The sequence below is a fragment of the Alkalihalobacterium chitinilyticum genome (assembly GCF_029028005.1).
Taxonomy (GTDB): Bacteria; Bacillota; Bacilli; order Bacillales; family Bacillaceae_F; genus Alkalihalobacterium; species Alkalihalobacterium chitinilyticum.
The window spans coordinates 81,723-104,330 of the sequence record NZ_JAOTPO010000005.1 but is presented as its reverse complement, the minus strand read 5'-3'; the positions used below and the strand labels follow the sequence as shown (position 1 = coordinate 104,330).

Below are 22,608 nucleotides of genomic sequence, written 5' to 3'. Positions count from 1 at the left end.
GCTTGGTTATATCTTATACCTAATGGGGTATATATGTCAATAGAATTCATTAAATTCTTTTTAAACCCAACTCCTATTGCTCATAAATGAATTATCACTACTTTCTAAATCTATCCCCAACACCATTTGCGCTCCTTCATCAGCTCTATGAAGGACACTTCCCCTGCTTTTCTACCCTGCCTTGTCCTTCATCACCTCTTTGAAGGTCCATCTGTAATTGAAATATTGGCTATAGTGGATACATTTTTCCTAAATGGAGACCTTAATTTATAAATATATATATTCCAAAAAGATTTCATTATAAATGTAAAATTTATGAGAGATAAAAAAGGATTGGTATGAACCATGGTCTATTTACTATTACTCCTAGGGTTTATCCTTTTAATTAAAGGTGCTGACTATTTTGTTGATGGGTCTTCAGCCATTGCTACGCTATTACGTGTTTCTCCTTTATTAGTTGGTCTGACGATTGTCGCCTTCGGTTCAGGTGCACCCGAAGCCACTGTTAGTATTATTGCCGCTTTAGAGGGTAGTACAGATGTAACAGTTGGGAATGTCGTCGGTAGTAATATTATTAATACAGCTTTAGTGGTTGGTGTAACTGCAGTAATATTTCCTTTAAAAGTTGAAAGTGCCACCATTAGAAAAGAAATTCCTCTGGCTTTCTTGGCTAGCATTGCATTACTTGTTTTAATCAGTGATCAATTTCTGCAAAATGCACCAGAAAATATGATTACAAGAAGTGATGGTATCATCTTTTTATTGTTTTTTTCCATCTTTTTATATTATGTTATTGAAGCCGCGAGAAATAGTCGTGAAACATTAACTGAAGACAATGGAGATACTCAAAAGCCAACATGGGGGAAAAACATCCTCCTGGCGATTGCAGGATTAGCAGCCATTATTATAGGTGGATATTTAGTTGTTGAAAGCAGTACGGAAATTGCAATTCGATTTGGAATGAGTGAAACATTAGTCGGTCTAACAATTGTTGCGATCGGATCTTCACTGCCGGAACTTGCCATATCCATTTCTGCAGCATTAAAAAAACAAAGTCAAATGGCTTTAGGTAATATTGTTGGAAGTTCCATTTTTAATATTTTATTTGTGCTCGGTGTTGCTTCAATTATCACACCGCTCCCCGTCGATCCAAAAATCTTTTTTGATGTCAATGTTATGATCATTCTTACCGTCGTTTTATTCATCTATTCTCGAACAGAATATACCATTGGAAAATTAGAAGGTTTGATCCTGTCACTCGTTTATATTATTTACTTGGTATTAATAATCATTAGAAATTAAACTGGAGTAAGTAACTCTGGTTAAAAAGCAAAAAAGGCTGTCTCATTTTATGAGCAGCCTCTTCAATTTGAAAGATACAGTTAAGACATCCATGTTGTAAAGTTTGTGAAGCTTGTTTTTTTCACTTGTGGAGTTTTCATATCGGGGTATCCAAGATAAATAAACCCTACTATTTCTCCTCGTTCAGACATACCGAAAAAGTCGTTCACTTGTTTCTCATAGCAAATCGCTCCAGTACGCCATATTGCTCCTAGGCCAAGGGCATGCGCAGCAAGTAACATATTTTGTAACGCTGCATGAACTGCGGCATACTCCTCTTGAATCAGTACATTCTTTTTAGAGCTCGGCTCGACCCCAACCGTTATGATAACAGGCGCTCGAAGCGGATTTTTCTTGGCTCGCTCTAGTTTCTTAACCACTTCTGGTGTAGAAGGATCTTCGGAACTCGCTTTTGTAATCTTTTCAAATACTTCTCCTAACTCCGCACGACTATCACCTGTTAGAACGAAGAAGCGCCACGGCTCAGTGCGAAAATGGTTAGGTGCAAACGTTCCTGCTTCTAATATTTGTTCTATCAGTTGATTTGGAACAGGTTCCTCTTTAACAATACCTATACTTCTTCTCGTTTTAATCGCATCAAACAACTCCATGCATTCCACTCCTTCAATTGAGTTATGAGCCCAGAAATACTTCTTCATTTATATGAAAAGCTCCCCAGACGTGTTAAAACATTAGACGTAATTTGATATTTCCAGGGGAAGCGCAAGATCTGACATAGATCGCGAAAGGATTCTTTTTTATAAATGTCCACTTTTGTTCGGCCTTTATATATCGTATTAAGAAATCTACTAAAAATATACCCCAAACGATCTAGTGGACAAATTGATTATATGGATGATTCGTCCAGATTGCCATGATCGTCAGCACCACTAAGAGGATCATCGTGCCTTCATAAATTCGCTGGAAAATAACCATATGTTTTTGTTTCACACCTTTATTATATTGTAGTGACCAATTACATACTACTAAGCTAGCAGTTTAAATTTCAATAGAAAAGCAGTTAAAAAAATACCTTACACTACCCTTATACTTTCTTAGGATAATTTCTCCTAAATTTGTAACGTTTGGGATTTAAACCAACTTTACTATAACATTTCTTAACTTATCTATCTTTCAAAGATAAGTAGATGATTAGTTGGAAAGAAAATCAAATTGTGACAATATTGTTAAAGGTATTGCAAAATAGTTAGAAAATTTGTAAAATTTAAATTAGTTATCGGGGCTATTTATATAGTTTTGATTTCAAAATTTATGAAAAAGGAGGTACAGTGATGGCTGGTATGAATACTGGGAAATTGGCTCATGACCATGCGTTACAAGTTTTAGAGTTGCTAACACATGAGTATTGGACGAGTGAATTGATGGAAAAAGTTAAAAATGAGCTGAGAGTTTCTTATGAAAAGCTTAGTGAGCACTTATGTGCTGGGAAATGTGCTTGCGGAGATCAAAAGTCAGATGTGAACTTTTATCAAACGCTATATGAAGATATGCAAGAAGCATTATCTTCACAATCCATGTCGGTTGTTCCTGTACTTCAAGACCAATTACTTGAGTACTATCAATCTAAGGATCAGTCGCATCGGTGTATTCAATCGTTGTTGAATACTAAACATAAATGGGTGGATGAGATCGACTAAACGAAAGATAACCAGAAATGGCTTAGGCTGTCTCTGGTTTTTCTTTCGTTTAGGTTTGTTTGTATTTGGAATTGGAATTCGCTAAAATCACGTTGAGGTGATCTTTTGGATATTTTGCTCTGGGGATTTATTAGTGTGCTATTTGTATTTAGTTTTATTGGACTCATCTACCCGATCATTCCATCTGTCGTGTTAATTTGGCTAGGTGTTGTTCTCTATTATTTCTTCGGTTCAGCTGCGGTTGTTTCCTGGTGGACTTGGGCAACGCTTGGCGTCTTAACAGTGGTGTTGTTTTTAACCGATTATTTAGCAAATCTCTATTTCGTTCAGCGCTCTGGCGGTTCAAAATGGGGAATTCGCGTAGCAACAGTTGGTGTAATTATTGGTTGCTTTGTCATCCCGCCATTCGGGATCTTGATCGTTCCGTTTATCCTTGTCCTTCTCACAGAACTCATGCAACGAAAAGCGTTAAGTGACGCTTTGAAAGTAGCATTAGGTACACTTATTGCCTTTTTGAGTGGTACATTTGCGAAAGCTCTTTTTCAGTTGGTTATGATTGTAGTGTTCTTAATCGATGTGAATTTTTAGCATATGTTACAGTTTGCGTTATAGTAAGCAACTTCTATTTTGATCCAAATACTTGCCATTATAAGTACTTCTGCCAAAATCTCAGCTTTTGAGAAAACATAATTTCAGCGATTTCACGTGAGATCCACGTGGCCCCCAGTTCTTTCATGGAAAACGTCGCATGCTTGACCATATTATTGCTTAACACGATGATCGTTATGTCATCGTCTAAGTATCTTTCAAAATGGCTTACGTAACCACCGGGATGTGTTCCGCCGTGAGCAATACTCCGTCGGTCGAATTGATTTTTAATGAGCCACGGATAGCCGACAGTTATCCATTTACCGGAATAGCTCGGTTCCTCCATCATGTTTACCGACGCTTCGCTTAAAATATAATTTTCCTTTAACGCACGGTCTAATCTATATAAATCTTCTACGGTGGAATGAACTTCACCACATGCATACAATAAGGACGGGTGAAAGAAAGTGCCTTGTTTTCCTTTAATATGATTTTTAGCTGTATTTTCTAAGTTTTCTCGTTCAAAACACGAATTTTTCATCCCAGCAGGTGCAAATATATTTTCTTTTACATATTGTTCATAAGAAGTTCCTAGTACTTGCTCAATGATTAATCCTAGCATTAGAAATCCAGTATTGTTGTAAGAAAACTTCTTTCCGGGTATGAAGCGCAGCCCTTTGTTATGGACAATATTAATGATTTCTTTCGGTCTATACTCTTTAGTGTTATCAATTGCTTTACCGATCATTAAGTAGTTAGGGATACCTGACGTATGGTTGAGTAAATGATGAATGGTGATGTTTTCATTTTTGTATTGCGGAAAGAATAGACCTATTTTCTGACTTAATGAAAGAATGCCATGCTCAATCAATTGCAGGGTTGCAATGGCGGTCATAGGTTTACTTATTGCAGAAGCAGTAGAAAAACGTGTATCGATCGTGTTTTTAATTTGTTTTTCAAAATCAGCGAAACCATAAGCTTTATGGACTAGGACCTCCCCTTTTCTAGCAACAAGGATACAGCCAGAAAAAAGGGGTTTTTTAGATAGATATTCATCAATTTGCTTAATCATTGGGCACCCCGAACGTTAGTGAATTAGATTTATTTATTGCTTATTTCGACAGTAAATGAATTTTATCCTCCAGTTACAAAGGATGTCAGCAAATTAATTAGTTACGCTCAGCCTAGATTTATACTTTAGAAAAAGCAATCCCGCCTTTTCTCGCCCGAATATTAGAGTTGATCATTTCGTACAAATGGCTTTTGTAATAGTGGGTTTATCTCCATCTCCGCCTTTATAGTTTCCAACAAAAATCTTCGTAGCCATTACGACACATCCTCATAGAAGTTAATAGTACAATGTATTAGAAGATTGTTTTTATATTCCAATTCTTAGGCGCATTAATTACGGTCTGCATAAAAAATCAAGGTTATGGTAACCTTGATTTTTTATAGGTTTATGGGTTTAATTTTTAAATAGTGAGAAACCTTTGTAACTTTTTGATATGGCTCTGTTTTTGTAAATCCGAGTGCATGGTAAAAATCGACAGCCTCTGCAGTATCGGTGTATAGAACGAGTGAATTGAAGAAACCTCCTGCATCCGCAATAAGTCTTACTTCAACCTTTTCGATGATTACCACCCAACTTCATCTTTTTTTGAACCATTGATTCGAACCATGCCCAGGGAAGAAGGTTCTTCATAAAAATTGTCGCTCGGATCCCTTTTCCAACTGGATAGCGAAGTTTTGTTTTTTTCGACCGACAGATATTAGCGATAACTTCGACTACTTCATTCGGGTCATCTGCTCGTTCCCCGGTTTTCTTTGCCACAGAGTAAACTTTTTTCATAAACGCGTCATAGTCGCCATCAATATTTGGGTCAATTTTACTCAAGGATTTTTCCCAAATTTCAGTTTTATACGAACCTGGTTCGACGATGCTCACTTGAATGCCAAAAGGCAGTAATTCTAGCCGAAGGGACTCACTAAACCCAGATAGTGCAAACTTTGATGAAACGTAGGGACCTAAACCAGGAAAACCAACGTGTCCGCTAACGCTTCCAATATTAATGATCTTACCGTTTCGCTTCTCACGCATCATCGGAAGAAATGCTTTTGTTACGGCAATGACACCGAAAAGGTTTGTATCAAACTGTGCCTTCCACTCTTCTAGGTCCAAGAGCTCTGTAATTCCTCCGGCACTAAATCCAGCATTATTGATCAGAATATCTATTTGACCATATTGATTTTCAACATGCTGCCTGACGTGTTCAATTTGATGAGGGTCCGTCACGTCTAATGGCAGTATTTCAATCCGATCTGTTAACTTCTTTTGCTCTGCTTCCTTGAGAAGCTCTGTTTGTTTGGATAGGTCACGCATCGTGGCGATGACTGTATATCCTTGAGATGCTAAGTCAAGTGTGGATAGGTACCCAAAACCACTATTCGTTCCCGTAATTAATACGATTTCTTTATTCATGATCGGCTCTCCCTTACAGTTATGGTCTATAGGTATTCGATATCGTTCCTATCATTGTCCTTTATTTCGTCGAATTTTGTTTTTCTGCGATAATCTCCTTCTACTACCAATAGCTTGTTTGATTAAAATTCTAAATCGAAATAAATACTATTTACAATCAAGACATGTTACGATAGACTATAAACCGTAATAATTACGTTTATAATGGAAGCTACTTCCCTACACCGTGGTTGAGCTTATAGGAGGAATATTAGAAATGAGAGTACCAGTAACAGTTTTAAGTGGATATTTAGGAGCAGGTAAGACAACCTTACTAAATCATATATTACAAAATCGTGAAGGCTTAAAAGTAGCTGTCATCGTTAACGATATGAGCGAAGTAAACGTTGATGCAAAACTAGTTAAAGATGGCGGCTTTGTTCGTACCGAAGAAAAACTTGTTGAAATGCAAAATGGCTGTATTTGCTGTACACTGCGTGAAGACTTAATGAAAGAAGTGGAACAATTAGTCGATGCTGGCGGTATTGACTACATTGTCATCGAGTCTTCAGGAATCAGTGAGCCTATCCCTGTTGCTCAAACGTTCACCTATCTAGATGAAGAAATGGATATTGATTTAACGTCAAAATGCCGTTTAGATACGATGGTTACTGTCGTTGATGCCAACCGTTTCTGGGAAGATTACGCATCAGGTGAAACGTTATTAGACCGTAAACAAGGTACAGATGAAACGGATACGCGTGATATTGCTGATCTCTTAATAGATCAAATGGAATTTGCCAATGTGATTATTTTAAATAAGACCGAAATGTTAGAGGAAAGCGATACAAAAGAACTAATGGACTTCTTACGCAAAATGAATGCCGATGCCAAGATCATTCCTACTTCACATTCCAACGTTCCACTAACAGAAATTTTAAATACAAACCGTTTTGATTTTGATAAATCAAGTCAATCGCCTGGTTGGATTAAAGAATTAAACGAAGAGCATACACCAGAAACTGAAGAATATGGAGTGACTTCGTTTGTTTACCGTCGCCGTAAGCCGTTTCATCCAGAGCGTTTAATGAATTGGCTTGAAAATTGGCCAGTTGATGTCGTTCGAGCCAAAGGCTTCTTCTGGCTTGCATCAAGAAATGATATGGCAGGTCTTCTCTCTCAAGCAGGTTCTGCCGTAACGATTCAAGGTGCCGGTGAATGGGTGGCTGCATACACAGAAACTGAAAAACAAAAAACACTGCAAGAAGAACCAGAATTACTTGAAAAATGGGATCCAGTATTTGGTGACCGTATAATAGAACTTGTTCTTATTGGAATTGATATGAACCACGCTGAAGTAGAGGCTTCACTTGATGAATGCTTGTTAACGGATGAAGAAATGAACATGGATTGGACAACGTTTAACGATCCGATTCCTCGTTTTGTTGAAGCTTAATCTTTAAAATGCCTAAAATGGAGTAACTCATAACGGTTTGTACTGTACGATATCATAGAGACTGTTTCTGTTTTTAATAAATGGGAGCATGTCTCAGTGATTCAGTGTACACACTAACTAATGAGTTACTCTTTTTATATATTTATACGATCTAAAGGTCTATTCACAAGTAAACTTCTTTCGCTAAAAGCATAATCGTTTACCCCAGCCTCTATTCTTTGTAAAATATCAATAACTGATTCGTGACGTATACTAGTAAATAAATTCAATTATAATCAAATGTGGTGAAACAGATGCTTATTTTAGCGATCATAACTTGTCTATTTTGGTTCGCTGTTTTAATCGATGCAACACTAGGAATGAGGAAACTTGAGAAGTTAGAAAACGTAGAAACAAATGACACAATCAAGCTGAACCCGCCGTTAGTTTCCATCATTGTTGCTGCTCGGAATGAAGAAAAGGATATTGAAGGAAGTTTGCAATCGCAACTTCAACAAACGTATAAAAATATAGAATGGATCGTTGTCAATGACCGCTCCACTGACCAAACCGGTGCAATCATTAATCAAATCAGTAATACCGATAACCGAATCCAACCGATTCATATCGAGCACCTAGACGAAGGTTGGCTCGGGAAAAACCATGCTTTATATCAAGGGTATTTAGCTTCAAAGGGAGACTATCTCCTTTTTACAGACGCAGATGTGTATTACAAACCAGATACATTAGAAAAAGCACTCTCTTTTATGATTCCACACCAAGTTGATCATTTGACGCTCGCTCCGAATATGAATGTGAAACGATTTTGGGCGAAGGCATTCGTAACCTTTTTTCTGTTCGGTTTCTCCTATTTTAAACGTCCTTGGAAAGCCAATGATGATAATAGTAAAATAGCTATTGGGATCGGGGCTTTTAACCTGTTAAGAAGAGATGCTTACGAAGAAATAGGTACACATCAAGTGATCCGTGAACGTCCTGATGATGACTTGATGCTTGGCATTCAAATAAAAAGTTCTGGTAAAAAACAACGTTTCGTCTCTGCGTTAGAACATCTAGAAGTAGAATGGTATGCTACATTAAAGGGAGCCTTGATTGGATTAGAAAAAAATGCATTTGCTGGTCTATATTATCGGTATACAATGGTTGTGTTCGCTATTTTAGGTGTTTTTATTTCACAACTCCTTCCTTTTCTTGCTGTATTTTTTACGACTGGTCTTACTAGAATCGTCTATTTGTTCACGATCGCACTATTGTTTCTTTTATATCATCGAACGGCTAATGTTATGGCGAAAAATGCACTTAAGTACTTTTTGGTATTTCCCATTTCAGTACTACTGTTTATTTACTGCATTATCCGTGCAACGATTTTAACAACCGTACGGGGCGGGATTATTTGGAGAGGCACACATTACCCATTAGCGGAGCTACGTAAACCAAAAAAAAAGTAAAACTAAAAAGCGAGGTGTTCCTTCAGTGAAGGACAACCTCGCTTTTTCTTAGGTCACAAGAATGAGTATCATTTAATGATCTTAATTTTTAACAATCACACAATACAATAGCGTATACTAAACTCTTTTACTCGCTTTCGTGACGCATATAAGTTGTTTCGTAGATATATTCAATATCTTGATCTGTCATGTGTGACATTGTTTGCTTCTCCAACCCTTTTACCATTTCAATATAACGGATCATATTCTCACGTTCTTTTCTACTCATTCTTAATTTCCCCTTCCTGTATTATAACAATGTTTTATTTGATTATTATTATATAACAGCACAGAATAAAGTCAACACTGTTTTTTGAATTTTTTTATATTTTATTACAAATAGGAAAAGAGGCTTGACCTATAAAGAAAATCTGTCACTCCTACCGCAAAGTACTGCATACTAAAGTCACACTGCAGCAGTATTTTTCAGTAGGTTACAAACTCCTTTTGAGTCAGCCTCTTCGTTTTTCCGATTTATCCAATTACTCATTTCAATAAATAATTTTGCTTGCCAATATCCAATTTCCATAAAGTTTTCAGCAATATGAACACCTCTGATGAAGAAGCGTGGGTCATATCGCCGTTACCCATATAAATACCGACATGGCCTACTCGACCATCTGTATATAAATCTTGGTTTGTAAAAGAAATTAAATCTCCTCGTTCTAAGTTTTGAACACTTGTCCCGAGACTCGCTTGTTGTCTAAATGTTCGCGAAAATATCAATACCGTTTTGTTGAAACACTAATTGGGTAAAAAAGGAACAATCAAACAAATTAGGTACTTCATCAAGAGTTGCTCAAAATTTATAACATAACCAATATAATGTTCCGGTTGTTATATAACACAATCTCTTGCTTGGTCTTCTGTATTTGTATATCGTTTAGGCACTGGCTGTATTTCTTTTGCAGGTTTCATTTCCTTTGCTTGTTGACGAGGAACAAGTTTGATGACGTCACCTCGGTAAATGGTGTTACCCTGAAGTCCATTGATGTTTTTTAATGCACTGACTGTACAGCGCGAAGAATTAAGTAGCTGTTTAGCTATGGTCCCAAAGCAAAACAACCTTTGAGAAAAGAGTCTCTAAAAAATTATGACATATCTACAAGTGGTAACTTTATAGTAAATGTCGTTCCCGTTCCTACTTTAGTAGAAACAAAAATCTCACCATTGTACTGTTTAACTATTCCATAGCATACCATCAATCCAAGACCTGTTCCTTTTTCTTTCGTTGTATAAAAGGGTTCGCCAATTTTATTTAGTATTTCAGATGGTATGCCTTTTCCATCATCACTAATTGATACAACAACGTTTTGATCACTAATAGAAGTGTCCACAATCATTTTCCCGCCATCATCCATAGCATCTATGCCATTTTCGATTATATTAAAAAAAACTTGTTTCATTTGTGCTTCATTGCACAGTACAAAACAGGTACTTTCTTTTGTATTACAGAAAATTTGAATATTTCTCTTCTGTGCATCTTGTTGAAAGATCTCAGTAGTTTCACGTAAGATTGTACTAATGTCATGTAGCTTGACTTGTTGAGATAAAGGCTTACCTAATGTTAATAATTCATTAGAAATCAATGCAATTCGCTCTAGTTCACTTTCAAAAATTGAATAATGATCTGGGTAATGGATAGAACCTTCCTTCCATAATTGAAGGAAACCTTTAATGGTCGTTAACGGATTATTAATTTCGTGGGCGATCCCTGCTGCTAATTCGCTGATAAAACTTAGCTTTTCTGATTGAATGTGAAGCTGCTGTGCCTCAAAAAGAGAATTGTATTTTTGTATTGTCTTTTCCAGTACTTTTTTAGTAAATGTAATGTCATGAAATTGAATGGCATATTCGTTTTCTGAAGTAGATATTTCTACATTAAACCACTTTAGTGTCCGCTCACATAATAGCTCAAATTGTACATTTTCTCCCGTTTTTATAACTTCTTGAAATTTAATGTATAAGGGGGTATGAGCAAGTGCTCTAGCTTCTTTCCAGATCACTTTGTTCGTCAATGACTCTTTTGATGTTACAAATAACCTTTCTGTTGCTTTATTCAAGTATTTGCATTCACCGTACTCATTTAATATGAAAAAAGGGTCCTGCAAATTGTCAATAAAGGCGTCTAATCTTCTTTCTTTGTCGTCAACCTCATTCATGAATACATTCCTTTCCAATTCATTCCTTTTTTTTCATATTAACGGGCAGTAACTCCAACATATGGACGTTGATATAAAATACGCCCATTGTGGAGATAACTGCCCGTAAAAATAATTGTACTACTCCAAGTTGTAAGATAGATGATAATGTGAATTTAAAATGGTTGATAATATGCTAATGTTATTTACTCCATCTTTCAATTCAACAAAAAAGTACAAACACCTTCATTATAGAACAAAAATAGGACTAAAATAGGAGAAAGCACGTTAAATTAAATAACATGATTTCTCCCGGTTTACACTTCTGTTTTTTCTAGTTTTGATCTATGTTCAACTCTAGCACAACTGGACAGTGGTCACTGCCTAAAATGTGACTATGAACTTGAGCATCGATGATCTTTTCTTTCAATGCTTCAGAAATAATAAAATAATCAATTCTCCAGCCGATGTTTCGCTCACGCACTTTGCTCATATAAGACCACCATGTGTAAGTGTCGGTTTGATCTGGATAACAGTGCCTAAATGTATCGACAAATCCATTTGTAAGTAGTGTTGTCATTTTTTCTCGCTCTTCCTTCGTGAAACCTGAATTTCCATCGTTTGGTTTTGGGTTTTTTAGATCAATTTCTTGATGGGCTACATTTAAATCTCCACAATAGATAACAGGCTTCTTTGCATTGAGTTCGTTCAAGTATAGGCGAAGTTCATCTTCCCATTGAAGTCGGTAAGAAAGTCGCGACAAGTCTCGCTTTGAATTTGGTGTATAAACATTAACTAAATAGAACGTATCAAACTCTAATGTAATGATGCGGCCTTCCTGTTCATCATCATTTTGACCTACTCCATAAGTTACAGATAGTGGTGTCTTCTTCGTAAACACAGCTGTTCCAGAATACCCTTTCTTTTCGGCATAATTCCAATATTGCTCATACCCCTCTAATTCGAGGGTAATTTGCCCTTCTTGACATTTTGTTTCTTGAAGACAAAAAATGTCAGCGTTCATATCTTTAAAATAGTCTAAAAAACCTTTGGTAACACATGCTCTAATTCCATTTACATTCCAAGAAATAAGTTTCATAGCTTCTCCGTCTCCTAGTTGTTTTTCTTTATCTATATATTAGCTTGTAAACAAACAAGCTTCTTTATTAACTGATAGAGTTCCTATTATACAGGAAATTGAAGATTTTGCACGGCTAGAAGCCTCCTTGCTATGTGTGCAGCTAAGAACAAAAAAAGCATAATTTCCAACTTAATCGCGGAAACTATGCTTCATCTTTAAATATCGAGTTTAATTATTATTTAAGTATGTCGTTAAAACGTTTGTAATATGTTCGATGTCTTTTGGCGTCTTAGATTGAATTACATAATGATCACCTTCTAAATGAGCAGAAACATTATGTACACCTTGCTGACTTAAAAAATCCAACACATCATCAACACTTTCATTTTGTGTTAATAATACTTTTTGTCCGACAAAATGACGATTGACGTAAATATCATACATGTCATGAGCATTCTTTACTTGCGTTTCAGCATCAGCTACACGAAAAAAAGGAAAGTTCAAATTCGTATTGTTGTTAAACATGGACTTCACTCCCTATTTTGATGTTGCTGTTAGTATGCAGCACTTACCCCATTTGTATAACAGCTTACTTCTTCCTGTAACTAGATAGTTGGGCGTGAGTATTTTTCTTATAGCTGACTTCTCCCTTTATCTGGATATATTTGGTGCGTAAATTCTTCTTCTGGCTCAGTTTTTCCTGTGTAACTGAAAAAAGTGATGCCAGGTACCTGGCATCACTTTTTTCTTTTTTTATAAACCTTCTTCTTCAAACCGTTTTAAGTCATTTTTATGTCCAATGACGATAAGGATGTCATTTAAATGAATGAGGTCATCTGGTAATGGAGAAACGATAACTTGTTCTTTTCGTTTGAAGGCTAAAATGGTACACCCGTATTTGGCACGGATATCTAGCTGAATAAGAGAACGGTTTGCTACTTTTTCTGTCGCTAAAAGCTCGACAATACTATATTCATCGGATAATTCAATATAATCGATAATTTTTTCTGATACAAGATGTTGCGCTATTCGGATACCCATATCTTTTTCAGGGTGGACAATTCGATCTGCACCTATTTTCTCCAAAACCTTATGGTGATAATCGTTTTGCGCTTTCACCCAAACGTTTTTAACGCCCATTTCTTTCAATAATAATGTACATAGAATACTAGATTGAATGTTTTCACCGATAGCCACAATGACATAGTCAAAATTACGGATCCCTAAACTTTGAAGGGTACTTTCTTCTGTTGCATTCGCGATCACTGTATGGGTTGAAAAATTCGTAAACTCATTGACTTTGTCCTCGTTTGAGTCAATGGCTAGTACATCGTGCCCCATCTTGTAAAGCTCTTTACATACAGATCCCCCAAAACGCCCTAAACCAATAACTGCAAATTGTTTCCTCATGTTCCTCTCCTTTAAACACACAAAACGTATAATATTGTAAATTTACTCCTAGATGTTATTTTTGTCAATGTAAAAAGCAAAAGGAAGTAGCCGCATTGCGACAAACTTCCTTTTTATGAATTAGTGATGTGCGTGATGGTCACCGTGCGCTGAGATGATTTCGAGCTTTTCGTCAATAATCCCTTGTGTTTGGTAAGAAACTACATCTGTTGTCCCTAATAAATAGGCATGATTATAAGGACCTTCTGTCGGCTCTAAATCAAACATTGGTTTTAATAATGTTAAGAAATCATACCATTCATCCGTTATCTCACCTTTTTCTAACCATACCATAGGTGCATGTTTACCTAGGTGAGCAAAAGGTGCTGCAAGAATAGCAAGTTCAGGCGATGCAGTGGATGCTATCATAAGGCCGTGCCCAGGCTGATTAACACCCCAGCCAAAGTTTGTTGTGCGATCTTTAAATTTTGCAAATTCAATTGAAAGTTCGACCGGTGTTTCACCTGAGATTGTAGTAACAGTTCCATATTCCTCTAACTGGGTGATAACCTCTTGTGAAATAACTTCTTCGGAACCAAGTACATAAATTTCTGCGTTACCATTTCGTCGCTCTAACGCTTCAATCGTTTCTTGAGGAAGCTCTGAATGCGTAACATAAAGTACCGGTTCTGACATATGAGAAATCCAGCTTCCAGCAGGTATAGAATGGAGCATTGCTTCCTCATCCATCGAGCTGATAATTACCCCATTTGGCGTGCCGTGGGTCAGTTCAGCATAAATTTGATCAATCTCATTTGCAAATGCTGCTGCTTCAGTTTCCGTTGTTTGATCCACTTTATAATCAACTAGCTTGTCTAACTCTCCGTCATTAACCGTTCCCATGACCATTACTTGAGTACCAGCAACATTTCCTTTCGGTTGCAAGCGGTTGATTTCAGTAATCACTCTGTCTGAAATAACGCCATTTTCTGTATAAAATAACGGACCATCATTTGGATGGTGAACAAGGTTTAAACTAGCAAGTGATAATTGCCAGCTTTCAAGCGGGGCTAAAATGACTGTACCTGGCTGATTTTCCTCATGCGTTGCAGGCCAAATCATTTGTGACGTCATAATTGATAATTCGAGTGGATCATCCGAAGGTAGCCGTGTGATATTTTTTGTATTAAAATGTACCAAGTTTTCGGATGCTTTGTCATTAAAATGGGTTGGCGCAGTAAGCGTGTCACTGTGAGGGCCACCACCGTGTTCTGTCTCATCATGTTCATGACCGTGATCCTGTTCCTCGTCCATTTCTACGTCTTCTTGAACTTCTGTTTCATCAGGCGTTGGACTGGCTTGATCGTGATCGTCATGATTAGCGCAAGCTCCTAAAACAGTGATGAGTGCCGCAATCGTAACAACAGATAGTGTTCTTTTAATCTTTTTCATAGATTGTCCTCCTATGTACTATAAGTCGGTTCTTTTATAATGTACTAAAGAAATTTGAAGAAAGTTTGCAGAAAGTATTATTCGCAATTATTAGAAAAAACAGTAAGGGGACTTGTCCCATTCAGCATTTTACTTTATAAAAAAATGAAAAAGAGGTGCTTAATGCACCTCATTTATGAATAGTTTTTCTACTTTATAACTACATTATTCGGTAATAGGCAATTGATCTAAAAATTGTTCCACAACTGCTTTCGAATCGAGTCTAGTGGCGACATACGGCGGTTGGTTTCGTTTCATCGCTTCAAGAGGGAGTCCTAACCATAACAAGCGCTTGTCAATTATTACAAACGGAAAAGGAATTTCTTCTCCTACCCACTCAAAAGGTTGATTGATTTTTTGTTCATTGCTTGAAAGAATTGTTATTTTTACGTGGCTTGGGATCGTTTTGAATTGCTCGCTCCATACGTTTGGTAAAACCGTATCGTTTGGTAACGATAGGACAATCGATTCACTTGCCCTTTGAATATCACGAAAAACATGTTCTAACTTCAAGGCATGAACCCATTGAAGACGTGGGTGTTGATTTTTAATCCACGTCCCGATTTCTTGTGGTGTAATTAGCTGCTGGTGATCTGTCTGGTATTCGACCAGTTGTCTCAATGTTTTTCCTCGGAATACGCGTTGTTTTATAAAAGCAGTATTACTTACATGAATGAATTTCCCTTTTGTGCGGGTGATCGCAACATTTATGAGGCGTTCACTATCCTTTCCAATCAAAAGCATCCCTGCTCGTTCTTCAGGAAACGTATCAACCGAATCAAAAATCATAACATCCCGCTCACTTCCTTGGAAACGATGCACGGTGGCAGAAATAATATCAGCGACAGCCTGCTCTTTCTCATAAATATCCTTAAGTAAGAGTTCCATCATTTGTGCTTGAGCCCGATAAGGAGTAACATAACCAATCGATTTCGCCTCATCAATAAATGCTTCATGAATGAGTTGGAACGAGAGGAGTAACTGCCACAGATTAAACCGAGATTTTGAGTTCTTCTCTTGCAGCCCGTACTCGCCAGTGTAACTTGTGTCAACTAATATAGAAGCTTGCTTCGGAAACGGTTGTTGGCTCACGATCTTTTCGCGTTGTTTAACAACGGATGGATGATCACCTACATGGCCCTGATAAATATATTGGTTTGTAAAAGCTGAAATCTCCGGATGCATTCGGCGTTGTTCTTTTAAAAGATACAAATGTGGATGAAGTGTACCTTCATTTACAACATCAACAATGCCAGCACGGTGAAAAATATCTTCCTTTAACCACTGATCAACCAATTTATGCCTAGCTGCAGCAATGGGTGGTAACTGTTTAAAATCTCCACATACGACAACTCGCTTTCCTAGAGAAGTGGCAAAAGCAGTTTGTGGGATATGAGCCATACTTGCTTCATCGACGATAACAACATCATATTCTTTTTCATAAATTGTGGCATCTGTAGCGGCTTTCGCTAATGTCGTACAAACAATAGATGCTTGTTTTACATATTGAATTTCTTTTTGACGAATTTTCTCCAACACTCTCGCAATCTTCGTTTCAATTTCAAGTAATTGGTCTGTATCTCTTTTACTAAAAGACCTGGCTAAATCTTGTTTTAATCCTCGCCGTTCCGTTAAAAGAGTTTCTCGTTCCTCCGCTAATTGAGGCTCACGCTTTTCGATGAGTTGAGTGGTCGTTAATGATTCATAAGCTTGAAGTAAGTCCCCGACTTGTGAACCATACCGAAGGATTTCTCCTTCCTCAAATCTATTTTTCTTTTGAATAAAAGTTGCGATCTCACTCGAAAGGACATCAACAGCCTGATTACTGTGTGACAAAATCAATACGTTTCTTGCGTTAAAATACATATTAGCAGCAACTCGCGCTAATGTGTAGGTTTTACCGGTTCCAGGAGGTCCCCAGACGAAGGTTACCGGATTTGCTTTCGTTCGTAAATACAACTCATGGGCAGCCGTCTTCGTTGGTTCGGCCGGCTGTTTCGCTTCCATTGTCGGATCCATCAACCTTTTTACTCGCGCTCTTTTCTTTTTGTTCTTCTTGATCTCTTCTAGACGTTCGATCAACTCATCGAGCAGTTCCCACGGATCATATAATATAGCGGCTTCTGGTATAAGGTCTCCGATCGTTTGCTCAACGGATAGTAAGATGCTTTTCCCTTCGGATGAGAGAATTCTGCCGTCTTGTTTCACGTTTCCCCATTCTAAACGGACGTTTGAACCGACCGGAACGCGTAAAGGGGATGTCGTTTCAAAATAATAGGTACAAAAATCATCACTTGATAATAGATGGCCTTTTACAACTCGATACTTATTGCTTCCATACTTTTTTAAGTGTTGAATTTCGATCTGAAGTGCTTTCTGCCATTCTTTTAAATAAGTTACCGTACTCGTCATTGATCTCTTCCTTTATGTGGTTGTCCATGAATTTATTAAGTGCAGTGAGAAGAGACTTTTTTAGATTGATTGCTCTTTTCAAATTAAAAGTTAATCTAGAAAATGGTTGAAAACGCAGTCTCTTGGCTTCAAAAATATAATCGTAACATAATTAATGAGCTTTCACTAGACATCCTGATTCAGCAACGACACTACGAAAAAAGCAGTTGAATTTATGCTTTGTCCCATTTATTTGAAAACTGTCACTATTCTTATTTTGTATAGTTTTTGCATATGTTTTGTGTTATTTCCATATAATAATTAACGTCTCCTAACTCACACATCACGAACTGGCCCGGGCTGATACTTAGGGTTAGGGGACGACCAATATATGTATTATTTTTAAATGAAACAGATCTGTGTTATTCCGGCAGAAAAAAATTAATTAAAAAACGCGTTCCTTATGAAGCGGTAGACGCGTTTTCTTATAATGGTTAGATTTTTTTACTTTCATTGACATGCGCGTCGAGATCTTGTTGGAAATCTCCTTTATACTCCACTAAATCAATATGACATCCTGGTCCGATCCGAATGTTCTGACCGCGGACAATTTTTGCGGTCGTATATTCAAGATCTATATCATCGCCTTCAATTAATTCTGCATTTAACTCACGACTCAGGGATTTGATCAGTTTATCTAACCCAAAAAAGCTACTCGCTTTTTTAACAACAATCGTTTCACAACCGATTTCTTTTACTCGAGAACGTCCGTGTAAGCCTATCGTTATTTGATCAGCATTTAATAAGCCTTCAATTGAAAATCCGCCATCTAATTGGACTTTTTCTGCTTGACAATCTCCTCCAACTTTTACGGTTCCTTGAAGGAAGAATTGTTCCCCAGTCATACCTTTTCCTATAGTAGCAGCGCCCTTCACTTCAATCATTTGAAAATCAACCTTGCCTTCAATTGACGATGTGCCGGACACTTCAATTCGATTCCCTTGTACATCACCGTAAATCTTAGTGCTGCCTTTGACTAAAATAGTCTCGCCAATCAAATTTCCTGTCACGTTACTAGAGCCGTTCGATTGGAAGTCACTACATTGTATGTCTCCATTGATCTTTCCATTTCCATTGATTTTAACTTGTTGAAAATGCCCTCCTGCCGTACTGCCGTTGCCTGATATCGTCAAGTCTCCCGTGTATGTTTCATTCATTTTGTGATCACTCCTTGATTTTTTAATGTGCTGGTTTATTTCAATAAGACATATTACAATTGATACTTCTTAATTTCTTTTACTGTACAATCAGGCCTTTCTTGTTTTTTAAATGTTGTACTGTATTCTACAACGTCGATCGTACAATGCGGTCCAATGATGACATTTTTACCTCGAACAACCTTGGCTGTCGTATGCTCTAAATAAATGTGATCCCCTTCAATGACCTTAGCTTCAAGACGGTGGCTTCCTTTGAAAACGTTAATCAATTTACTGTCTACTCTAATAGTTCCACCGCCAATTTCATTTACTCGACTCGTTTCGTGCTGCAAGTTAATTGAAAGTCGGCCGACATTTAATAATCCATCTACCGTCACTCCGCCTTTTACGGTCATTTTTTCAAGTTCCACATTTCCCTTAACGTTTAGCCACCCTCTTATATCAGCACTTTCTCCTGTAAGATCTTCGGTAACATCGAGGTTTCCGAAAATTTTAATCCGTTTGCCATTTAGGCTTCCACGAATTGAGGTTGATCCGAATAAATGATATTTTTCTATTTTAGCTTCACCAGTAATTTGGCTATCGCCGAACACTCTCATGCGATCACACTTAAAGTCACTCGTAATATTCCCTTGCCCCATAATGATTACTTTGTAAAATTCTCCACCATAAGAGCTGCCTTCACCATAAATCTTTATATTTGGTTTACTAGCTTGTTCCATCCTCTACCCCCCAATTAATAACTTGTCTTTTAATTTCTCCTGAATTTTTTCGACCTTAATTTGTATAGCAATCTTTGCCGATTTTTCTAAGAACACTTCATCGTCTTGTGCTGTCAACAATAAAACAAAGGTAACACCCATTTTTCGAATAACAAAAAGGGTCATCTGTTGGTGTTGTGTCCTTAGAAAATAGTCATTCAAAGTTTGCAGAATTTGCCTTCCTTCCATTAAGCTTATTTCTCCGCTTCGTAATGCTTCATCTAAAATATAGACAGAAAGAATAGCTTCGTATAAAAAAATTTCAGTTCTTCCTGTCTGTTCTTCATATAAGTCAATAGCAGTTATCGAAACAATGTTACGTTCTATTAACTGCTCTCTCGTTAATGTTATATCTGACGGCCCATCAGTAAACATTTGGGCCAGCTCATCTAAGGATAGGCCTGCTTTCATATTAATAATCTTATCAATTCGTTCAAGAATACGTTCTTTTGGAAAGAAGGTTTCCTGTCCAGTAAATGTTGATTTTCGGATAAACCAATCTTCTGGAACTAATTTCTTGCGCTTCCATCGGTATAATTGACCGTAGGAAATGCCCGTTAGTTTTAATAAATCTTTTTTTGAAATCAGTTCTTCCTCCATTATGATCACCTCTAAACCTTTAACTTAACAATAATGTAACATAACACTGTTACGCTGTAAATCCCTTTCAGTCTACTACTTATTTTTATAGAATGAATATTGAACGACTCCTCTCATACACTTCAATAGAACTGTTTTACTAGCGGAAAAGTTATGAATTGTTTGTCTTTAGGAAGGAACTGGACCTTTGATTTTTGTGGCATTTAGGCTTATAATTACTCTTTGGGAAGGAGGTAATGATATGGCAGATGTACAACAATATGTGTTCTTTGATTTTGAAATGCTTTGTTCTAATCGTGGTATGCCTTTTGAAGACATGGAGGCAATTCGTTTAGGTGCTGTTAAATATGACTTAGCTTCTGAGAATATCGTTTATTTCGATGAGTATATTCGTCCACAAAACTTTAGACCACTCTCTTCTTTTTGTAAAAAGTTAACAGGGATTTACGATCAAGATCTAGTTGATGCAAAGGATTTTCCGACAGTTTTTGAAGAGTTTCTGACGTGGGTTGGCGGAATTAAACGGACACGGTTCTTCTCTTGGTCTCCAAGTGATATTTCGAGGTTAAAACTAGATGCGGATAGGCATGATATTTCTTCGAGAACGGTTAAAAAAATTGTCCAACGTTATGTAGATTTCCAAGCTATTTTTACGAAACGGGTAACCAAAGAAAATGTTTCAGTCGAACGTGGTCTAGATTTTTATGGACTAACTTTCAGTGGCCAACAACATAATCCAATGCATGACGCCTTTAACACGCTTCAAATCTATTTAAGGTTTGTAAACGATCCAAAAGCAAGTGATTTAATCATGTTAAAACAATTTATTTTCCAAGAGGCTGAATATCTTCCGCGAAGCCGAAAAAAATTAAATCAAGAAATTAGTAAGCAATTAGAAAAAGATGTTCATTCCTTTTTAATGGAGTTAAAAGAAATTTATAAAATGAAAGACGCTTCTAAATTAACAAAACGAGCACGACGACTTTCTCAAAAGTATGAAAACATCCTAATTAATCGATCTGGTCTGTTCGAAAAAGATGTAATGGATAATATTCGATTGTTAGTCGATTTTCATCATGAACTTCAATTATCGTTTGAAGAACATATGAGTCATGCTTCGAGAATTATGATTTTACCAGAAAGTATTATTCAACCAATGAATGAGCTTTCACTGAAGCGAGGATGCTAAGCCATCTAGCTTCATACATAAGTACGCTATCTATACCATATCCTTATCTGCACAATTCTTCCAATCCATTCACACTTAATATATTACCATTAATGGGATGGAACACTCCAGCTATACTCCACTATCGCGATGCATCCATAAAAACGGGTTGATCCGTACTCCATTTCACTAAAATAGCTCCGTTTAACGGTTTATTTCTATCTTCCCCCATTTTTCAAATCCTATTTAAGGCAAATCCTAGCTATGTATGAAAGCTTCCCCTAGCATAGATCTAAACATAAAAGCTGAACATAACTAATGTTTGAAACATCATCAAACAAATTACGGAGGGGGATTTCAATCATGAACATGTTCGGAAAAAGACGTAATAACAATCGTAATGGTTTAATGCTGTCTTTAGTAGGCTTAGGTGTAGGTGCTGCAGCTTATGGAATGATGCGCGGCCGAAATAATAATAATAACAACAATATGAACATGAACAACATGATGGATACTGTAGGTCGTGCGATCCGACAAGTTCGTGACTAACGTTTGAACGGCTTGAACAGCTTATCTAAGATAGGCTGTTCATTTTTAATGTAAAACTAATGATCTGAGGTGAATGAAATGAAAAAAGAACAACACCTTGAAAATGAGCCTCAAATTGCTACTGGAATTGATGATGATGAAGAATTAAGCCAAAAAGCAACTAAAGAGGAAATTGAGCGAGGAGACTATACACGGGTTGTCTCTTTAAGATACGATGAAGATCCAAGATTATAATGAGATAATAATCATAAACGAGGGGACTCACGACTCACCCTCGTTTTTAGTGTTGATAATTCTTGTTTTCATTAAAACTTCTAATCAGGAACATGCTCCAACGAACAAAGGAATACTTAACTTTCATTGTAAGTATTGTATGGTACTCTTACACTCCAAGAGTTTTTCACCAAATTCCGTTAAAAATTCCACTGAAAAGCTTGATCATTTTACCTAAAAAGAATTATGATAAAACAAATACATAATGAATTTTTAGTAAGAAACCCGTTAGAAGAAGTTACATTTCGGTTAAGGAGGAAATTAAATGAACATACCAAAATACCCTGAAGGCTTTGATGAATGTGATCGTAGCAAACGATTATCAGAAGAAGATTTAGATAAGAAGATCAATGGAGAAATTGAAAATATGATCCAGTATATGACTCGTAATGATACAGAAAACTATTCAAAAGCATTTGAAGATGTTTTAATTATGATCGACCGAATTTATGAAGATGACCAAACATATTACGAGATTTCCGTCGCAAAACAGCACAGCCGAGCGATTGTAAGGTAAAATTTCATTTTAGATGTGCCTTACTTTTTGTATTTTCGAGCA

23 protein-coding genes and 1 pseudogene are annotated in these 22,608 nt (G+C 36.8%); 9 read left to right on the top strand and 15 right to left on the bottom strand.

Annotation, left to right across the window (positions count from 1 at the left end; genetic code table 11):
- The first annotated feature begins 345 nt into the window (after positions 1-345).
- Positions 346-1,302: a calcium/sodium antiporter gene (locus N7Z68_RS09160; RefSeq protein WP_275118178.1), complete on the top strand. Its 957-nt coding sequence runs from the start codon at positions 346-348 to the stop codon at positions 1,300-1,302.
- 80 nt (positions 1,303-1,382) lie between these two features.
- Here N7Z68_RS09160 and N7Z68_RS09155 read toward each other — a convergent pair whose 3' ends face one another.
- Positions 1,383-1,952 carry a nitroreductase family protein gene (locus N7Z68_RS09155; protein ID WP_275118177.1) on the bottom strand — a complete coding sequence of 190 codons (570 nt, stop codon included), beginning with the start codon at positions 1,950-1,952 and terminating at the stop codon, positions 1,383-1,385.
- Positions 1,953-2,633: 681 nt separating this feature from the next.
- Between N7Z68_RS09155 and N7Z68_RS09150 the strand changes: the two genes are divergently transcribed.
- Complete coding sequence (locus tag N7Z68_RS09150; RefSeq protein WP_275118176.1) at positions 2,634-2,999, top strand: hypothetical protein; 366 nt, start codon at positions 2,634-2,636, stop codon at positions 2,997-2,999.
- Positions 3,000-3,104: 105 nt separating this feature from the next.
- Positions 3,105-3,587, top strand: a complete 483-nt coding sequence (locus N7Z68_RS09145) for a DUF456 domain-containing protein (protein WP_502550503.1) — start codon at positions 3,105-3,107, stop codon at positions 3,585-3,587.
- Between the two features lie 58 nt (positions 3,588-3,645).
- On the opposite strand, the gene N7Z68_RS09140 is transcribed toward N7Z68_RS09145, so the two are convergent.
- The 3 genes from N7Z68_RS09140 to N7Z68_RS09130 form a co-directional block, all read right to left on the bottom strand.
- Positions 3,646-4,659, bottom strand: a complete 1,014-nt coding sequence (locus N7Z68_RS09140; protein ID WP_275118174.1) for a serine hydrolase domain-containing protein — start codon at positions 4,657-4,659, stop codon at positions 3,646-3,648.
- A gap of 377 nt (positions 4,660-5,036) precedes the next feature.
- The gene (locus tag N7Z68_RS09135) at positions 5,037-5,228 is read right to left on the bottom strand and encodes a hypothetical protein (protein ID WP_275118173.1); all 192 of its coding nucleotides are present in this window, start codon (positions 5,226-5,228) and stop codon (positions 5,037-5,039) included.
- On the bottom strand, positions 5,206-6,066 hold the full coding sequence (locus N7Z68_RS09130; RefSeq protein ID WP_275118172.1) for an SDR family oxidoreductase: 861 nt from the start codon (positions 6,064-6,066) through the stop codon (positions 5,206-5,208). The genes N7Z68_RS09135 and N7Z68_RS09130 overlap by 23 nt, the downstream gene beginning before the upstream one ends.
- Positions 6,067-6,322: 256 nt before the next feature.
- Here N7Z68_RS09130 and N7Z68_RS09125 point away from each other — a divergent pair, with 256 nt between their 5' ends.
- The gene (locus tag N7Z68_RS09125) at positions 6,323-7,501 is read left to right on the top strand and encodes a GTP-binding protein (RefSeq protein WP_275118171.1); all 1,179 of its coding nucleotides are present in this window, start codon (positions 6,323-6,325) and stop codon (positions 7,499-7,501) included.
- Positions 7,502-7,794: 293 nt separating this feature from the next.
- Positions 7,795-8,949 carry a glycosyltransferase family 2 protein gene (locus N7Z68_RS09120; protein WP_275118170.1) on the top strand — a complete coding sequence of 385 codons (1,155 nt, stop codon included), beginning with the start codon at positions 7,795-7,797 and terminating at the stop codon, positions 8,947-8,949.
- Between the two features lie 127 nt (positions 8,950-9,076).
- Here the strand turns inward: N7Z68_RS09120 and N7Z68_RS09115 are convergent, their stop codons facing one another.
- The 11 genes and pseudogenes from N7Z68_RS09115 to N7Z68_RS09065 form a co-directional block, all read right to left on the bottom strand.
- The gene (locus N7Z68_RS09115) at positions 9,077-9,217 is read right to left on the bottom strand and encodes a BH0509 family protein (protein WP_275118169.1); all 141 of its coding nucleotides are present in this window, start codon (positions 9,215-9,217) and stop codon (positions 9,077-9,079) included.
- 257 nt (positions 9,218-9,474) lie between these two features.
- A pseudogene (locus N7Z68_RS09110) lies at positions 9,475-9,717 on the bottom strand (NlpC/P60 family protein); the annotation flags it as partial.
- A 362-nt stretch (positions 9,718-10,079) separates the two neighbouring features.
- Positions 10,080-11,150, bottom strand: coding sequence for a two-component system sensor histidine kinase NtrB (locus N7Z68_RS09105; RefSeq protein WP_275118167.1), 1,071 nt, complete (start codon positions 11,148-11,150; stop codon positions 10,080-10,082).
- A gap of 313 nt (positions 11,151-11,463) precedes the next feature.
- A complete protein-coding gene (locus N7Z68_RS09100; protein WP_275118166.1) occupies positions 11,464-12,228 on the bottom strand; it encodes an exodeoxyribonuclease III in 765 nt (254 codons plus the stop codon).
- 210 nt (positions 12,229-12,438) lie between these two features.
- On the bottom strand, positions 12,439-12,735 hold the full coding sequence (locus tag N7Z68_RS09095) for a hypothetical protein (protein ID WP_275118165.1): 297 nt from the start codon (positions 12,733-12,735) through the stop codon (positions 12,439-12,441).
- A 228-nt stretch (positions 12,736-12,963) separates the two neighbouring features.
- On the bottom strand, positions 12,964-13,620 hold the full coding sequence (locus tag N7Z68_RS09090; RefSeq protein WP_275118164.1) for a potassium channel family protein: 657 nt from the start codon (positions 13,618-13,620) through the stop codon (positions 12,964-12,966).
- 120 nt (positions 13,621-13,740) lie between these two features.
- Positions 13,741-15,051, bottom strand: a complete 1,311-nt coding sequence (locus N7Z68_RS09085) for a cell wall-binding repeat-containing protein (protein ID WP_275118163.1) — start codon at positions 15,049-15,051, stop codon at positions 13,741-13,743.
- 204 nt (positions 15,052-15,255) lie between these two features.
- Positions 15,256-17,502, bottom strand: coding sequence for an AAA domain-containing protein (locus N7Z68_RS09080; protein WP_275118162.1), 2,247 nt, complete (start codon positions 17,500-17,502; stop codon positions 15,256-15,258).
- A 473-nt stretch (positions 17,503-17,975) separates the two neighbouring features.
- Positions 17,976-18,698, bottom strand: coding sequence for a bactofilin family protein (locus tag N7Z68_RS09075; protein ID WP_275118161.1), 723 nt, complete (start codon positions 18,696-18,698; stop codon positions 17,976-17,978).
- A 53-nt stretch (positions 18,699-18,751) separates the two neighbouring features.
- Positions 18,752-19,420: a cytoplasmic protein gene (locus tag N7Z68_RS09070; RefSeq protein ID WP_275118160.1), complete on the bottom strand. Its 669-nt coding sequence runs from the start codon at positions 19,418-19,420 to the stop codon at positions 18,752-18,754.
- Positions 19,421-19,423: 3 nt separating this feature from the next.
- Positions 19,424-20,059 (bottom strand): YhbD family protein, encoded by a 636-nt coding sequence (locus tag N7Z68_RS09065; protein WP_275118159.1) that lies wholly within the window; start codon positions 20,057-20,059, stop codon positions 19,424-19,426.
- A 241-nt stretch (positions 20,060-20,300) separates the two neighbouring features.
- On the opposite strand from N7Z68_RS09065, the gene N7Z68_RS09060 reads away from it, so the two are divergent.
- The 4 genes from N7Z68_RS09060 to N7Z68_RS09045 all read left to right on the top strand — a co-directional run bounded on the left by N7Z68_RS09060 (position 20,301) and on the right by N7Z68_RS09045 (position 22,566).
- Positions 20,301-21,248 carry a 3'-5' exonuclease gene (locus N7Z68_RS09060; protein WP_275118158.1) on the top strand — a complete coding sequence of 316 codons (948 nt, stop codon included), beginning with the start codon at positions 20,301-20,303 and terminating at the stop codon, positions 21,246-21,248.
- A 342-nt stretch (positions 21,249-21,590) separates the two neighbouring features.
- Positions 21,591-21,776: a DUF3918 domain-containing protein gene (locus N7Z68_RS09055; RefSeq protein WP_275118157.1), complete on the top strand. Its 186-nt coding sequence runs from the start codon at positions 21,591-21,593 to the stop codon at positions 21,774-21,776.
- A 78-nt stretch (positions 21,777-21,854) separates the two neighbouring features.
- Positions 21,855-22,010, top strand: a complete 156-nt coding sequence (locus N7Z68_RS09050; RefSeq protein WP_275118156.1) for a hypothetical protein — start codon at positions 21,855-21,857, stop codon at positions 22,008-22,010.
- A 304-nt stretch (positions 22,011-22,314) separates the two neighbouring features.
- Positions 22,315-22,566 (top strand): hypothetical protein, encoded by a 252-nt coding sequence (locus N7Z68_RS09045; RefSeq protein ID WP_275118155.1) that lies wholly within the window; start codon positions 22,315-22,317, stop codon positions 22,564-22,566.
- Positions 22,567-22,608 lie beyond the last annotated feature (42 nt).

Excerpts from the sequence above, each read along its gene's own strand:
- N7Z68_RS09150 (WP_275118176.1), top strand. The coding sequence starts at position 2,634 with ATGGCTGGTATGAATACTGGGAAATTGGCTCATGACCATGCGTTACAA.
- N7Z68_RS09050 (WP_275118156.1), top strand. The coding sequence starts at position 21,855 with ATGAAAAAAGAACAACACCTTGAAAATGAGCCTCAAATTGCTACTGGA.
- N7Z68_RS09125 (WP_275118171.1), top strand. The coding sequence starts at position 6,323 with ATGAGAGTACCAGTAACAGTTTTAAGTGGATATTTAGGAGCAGGTAAG.
- N7Z68_RS09105 (WP_275118167.1), bottom strand. The coding sequence starts at position 11,150 with ATGAATGAGGTTGACGACAAAGAAAGAAGATTAGACGCCTTTATTGAC.
- N7Z68_RS09100 (WP_275118166.1), bottom strand. The coding sequence starts at position 12,228 with ATGAAACTTATTTCTTGGAATGTAAATGGAATTAGAGCATGTGTTACC.
- N7Z68_RS09070 (WP_275118160.1), bottom strand. The coding sequence starts at position 19,420 with ATGGAACAAGCTAGTAAACCAAATATAAAGATTTATGGTGAAGGCAGC.
- N7Z68_RS09160 (WP_275118178.1), top strand. The coding sequence starts at position 346 with ATGGTCTATTTACTATTACTCCTAGGGTTTATCCTTTTAATTAAAGGT.
- N7Z68_RS09045 (WP_275118155.1), top strand. The coding sequence starts at position 22,315 with ATGAACATACCAAAATACCCTGAAGGCTTTGATGAATGTGATCGTAGC.
- N7Z68_RS09155 (WP_275118177.1), bottom strand. The coding sequence starts at position 1,952 with ATGGAGTTGTTTGATGCGATTAAAACGAGAAGAAGTATAGGTATTGTT.
- N7Z68_RS09140 (WP_275118174.1), bottom strand. The coding sequence starts at position 4,659 with ATGATTAAGCAAATTGATGAATATCTATCTAAAAAACCCCTTTTTTCT.
- N7Z68_RS09055 (WP_275118157.1), top strand. The coding sequence starts at position 21,591 with ATGAACATGTTCGGAAAAAGACGTAATAACAATCGTAATGGTTTAATG.
- N7Z68_RS09090 (WP_275118164.1), bottom strand. The coding sequence starts at position 13,620 with ATGAGGAAACAATTTGCAGTTATTGGTTTAGGGCGTTTTGGGGGATCT.
- N7Z68_RS09095 (WP_275118165.1), bottom strand. The coding sequence starts at position 12,735 with ATGTTTAACAACAATACGAATTTGAACTTTCCTTTTTTTCGTGTAGCT.
- N7Z68_RS09065 (WP_275118159.1), bottom strand. The coding sequence starts at position 20,059 with ATGGAGGAAGAACTGATTTCAAAAAAAGATTTATTAAAACTAACGGGC.
- N7Z68_RS09130 (WP_275118172.1), bottom strand. The coding sequence starts at position 6,066 with ATGAATAAAGAAATCGTATTAATTACGGGAACGAATAGTGGTTTTGGG.
- N7Z68_RS09085 (WP_275118163.1), bottom strand. The coding sequence starts at position 15,051 with ATGAAAAAGATTAAAAGAACACTATCTGTTGTTACGATTGCGGCACTC.
- N7Z68_RS09120 (WP_275118170.1), top strand. The coding sequence starts at position 7,795 with ATGCTTATTTTAGCGATCATAACTTGTCTATTTTGGTTCGCTGTTTTA.
- N7Z68_RS09080 (WP_275118162.1), bottom strand. The coding sequence starts at position 17,502 with ATGACGAGTACGGTAACTTATTTAAAAGAATGGCAGAAAGCACTTCAG.
- N7Z68_RS09060 (WP_275118158.1), top strand. The coding sequence starts at position 20,301 with ATGGCAGATGTACAACAATATGTGTTCTTTGATTTTGAAATGCTTTGT.
- N7Z68_RS09075 (WP_275118161.1), bottom strand. The coding sequence starts at position 18,698 with ATGAATGAAACATACACGGGAGACTTGACGATATCAGGCAACGGCAGT.
- N7Z68_RS09115 (WP_275118169.1), bottom strand. The coding sequence starts at position 9,217 with ATGAGTAGAAAAGAACGTGAGAATATGATCCGTTATATTGAAATGGTA.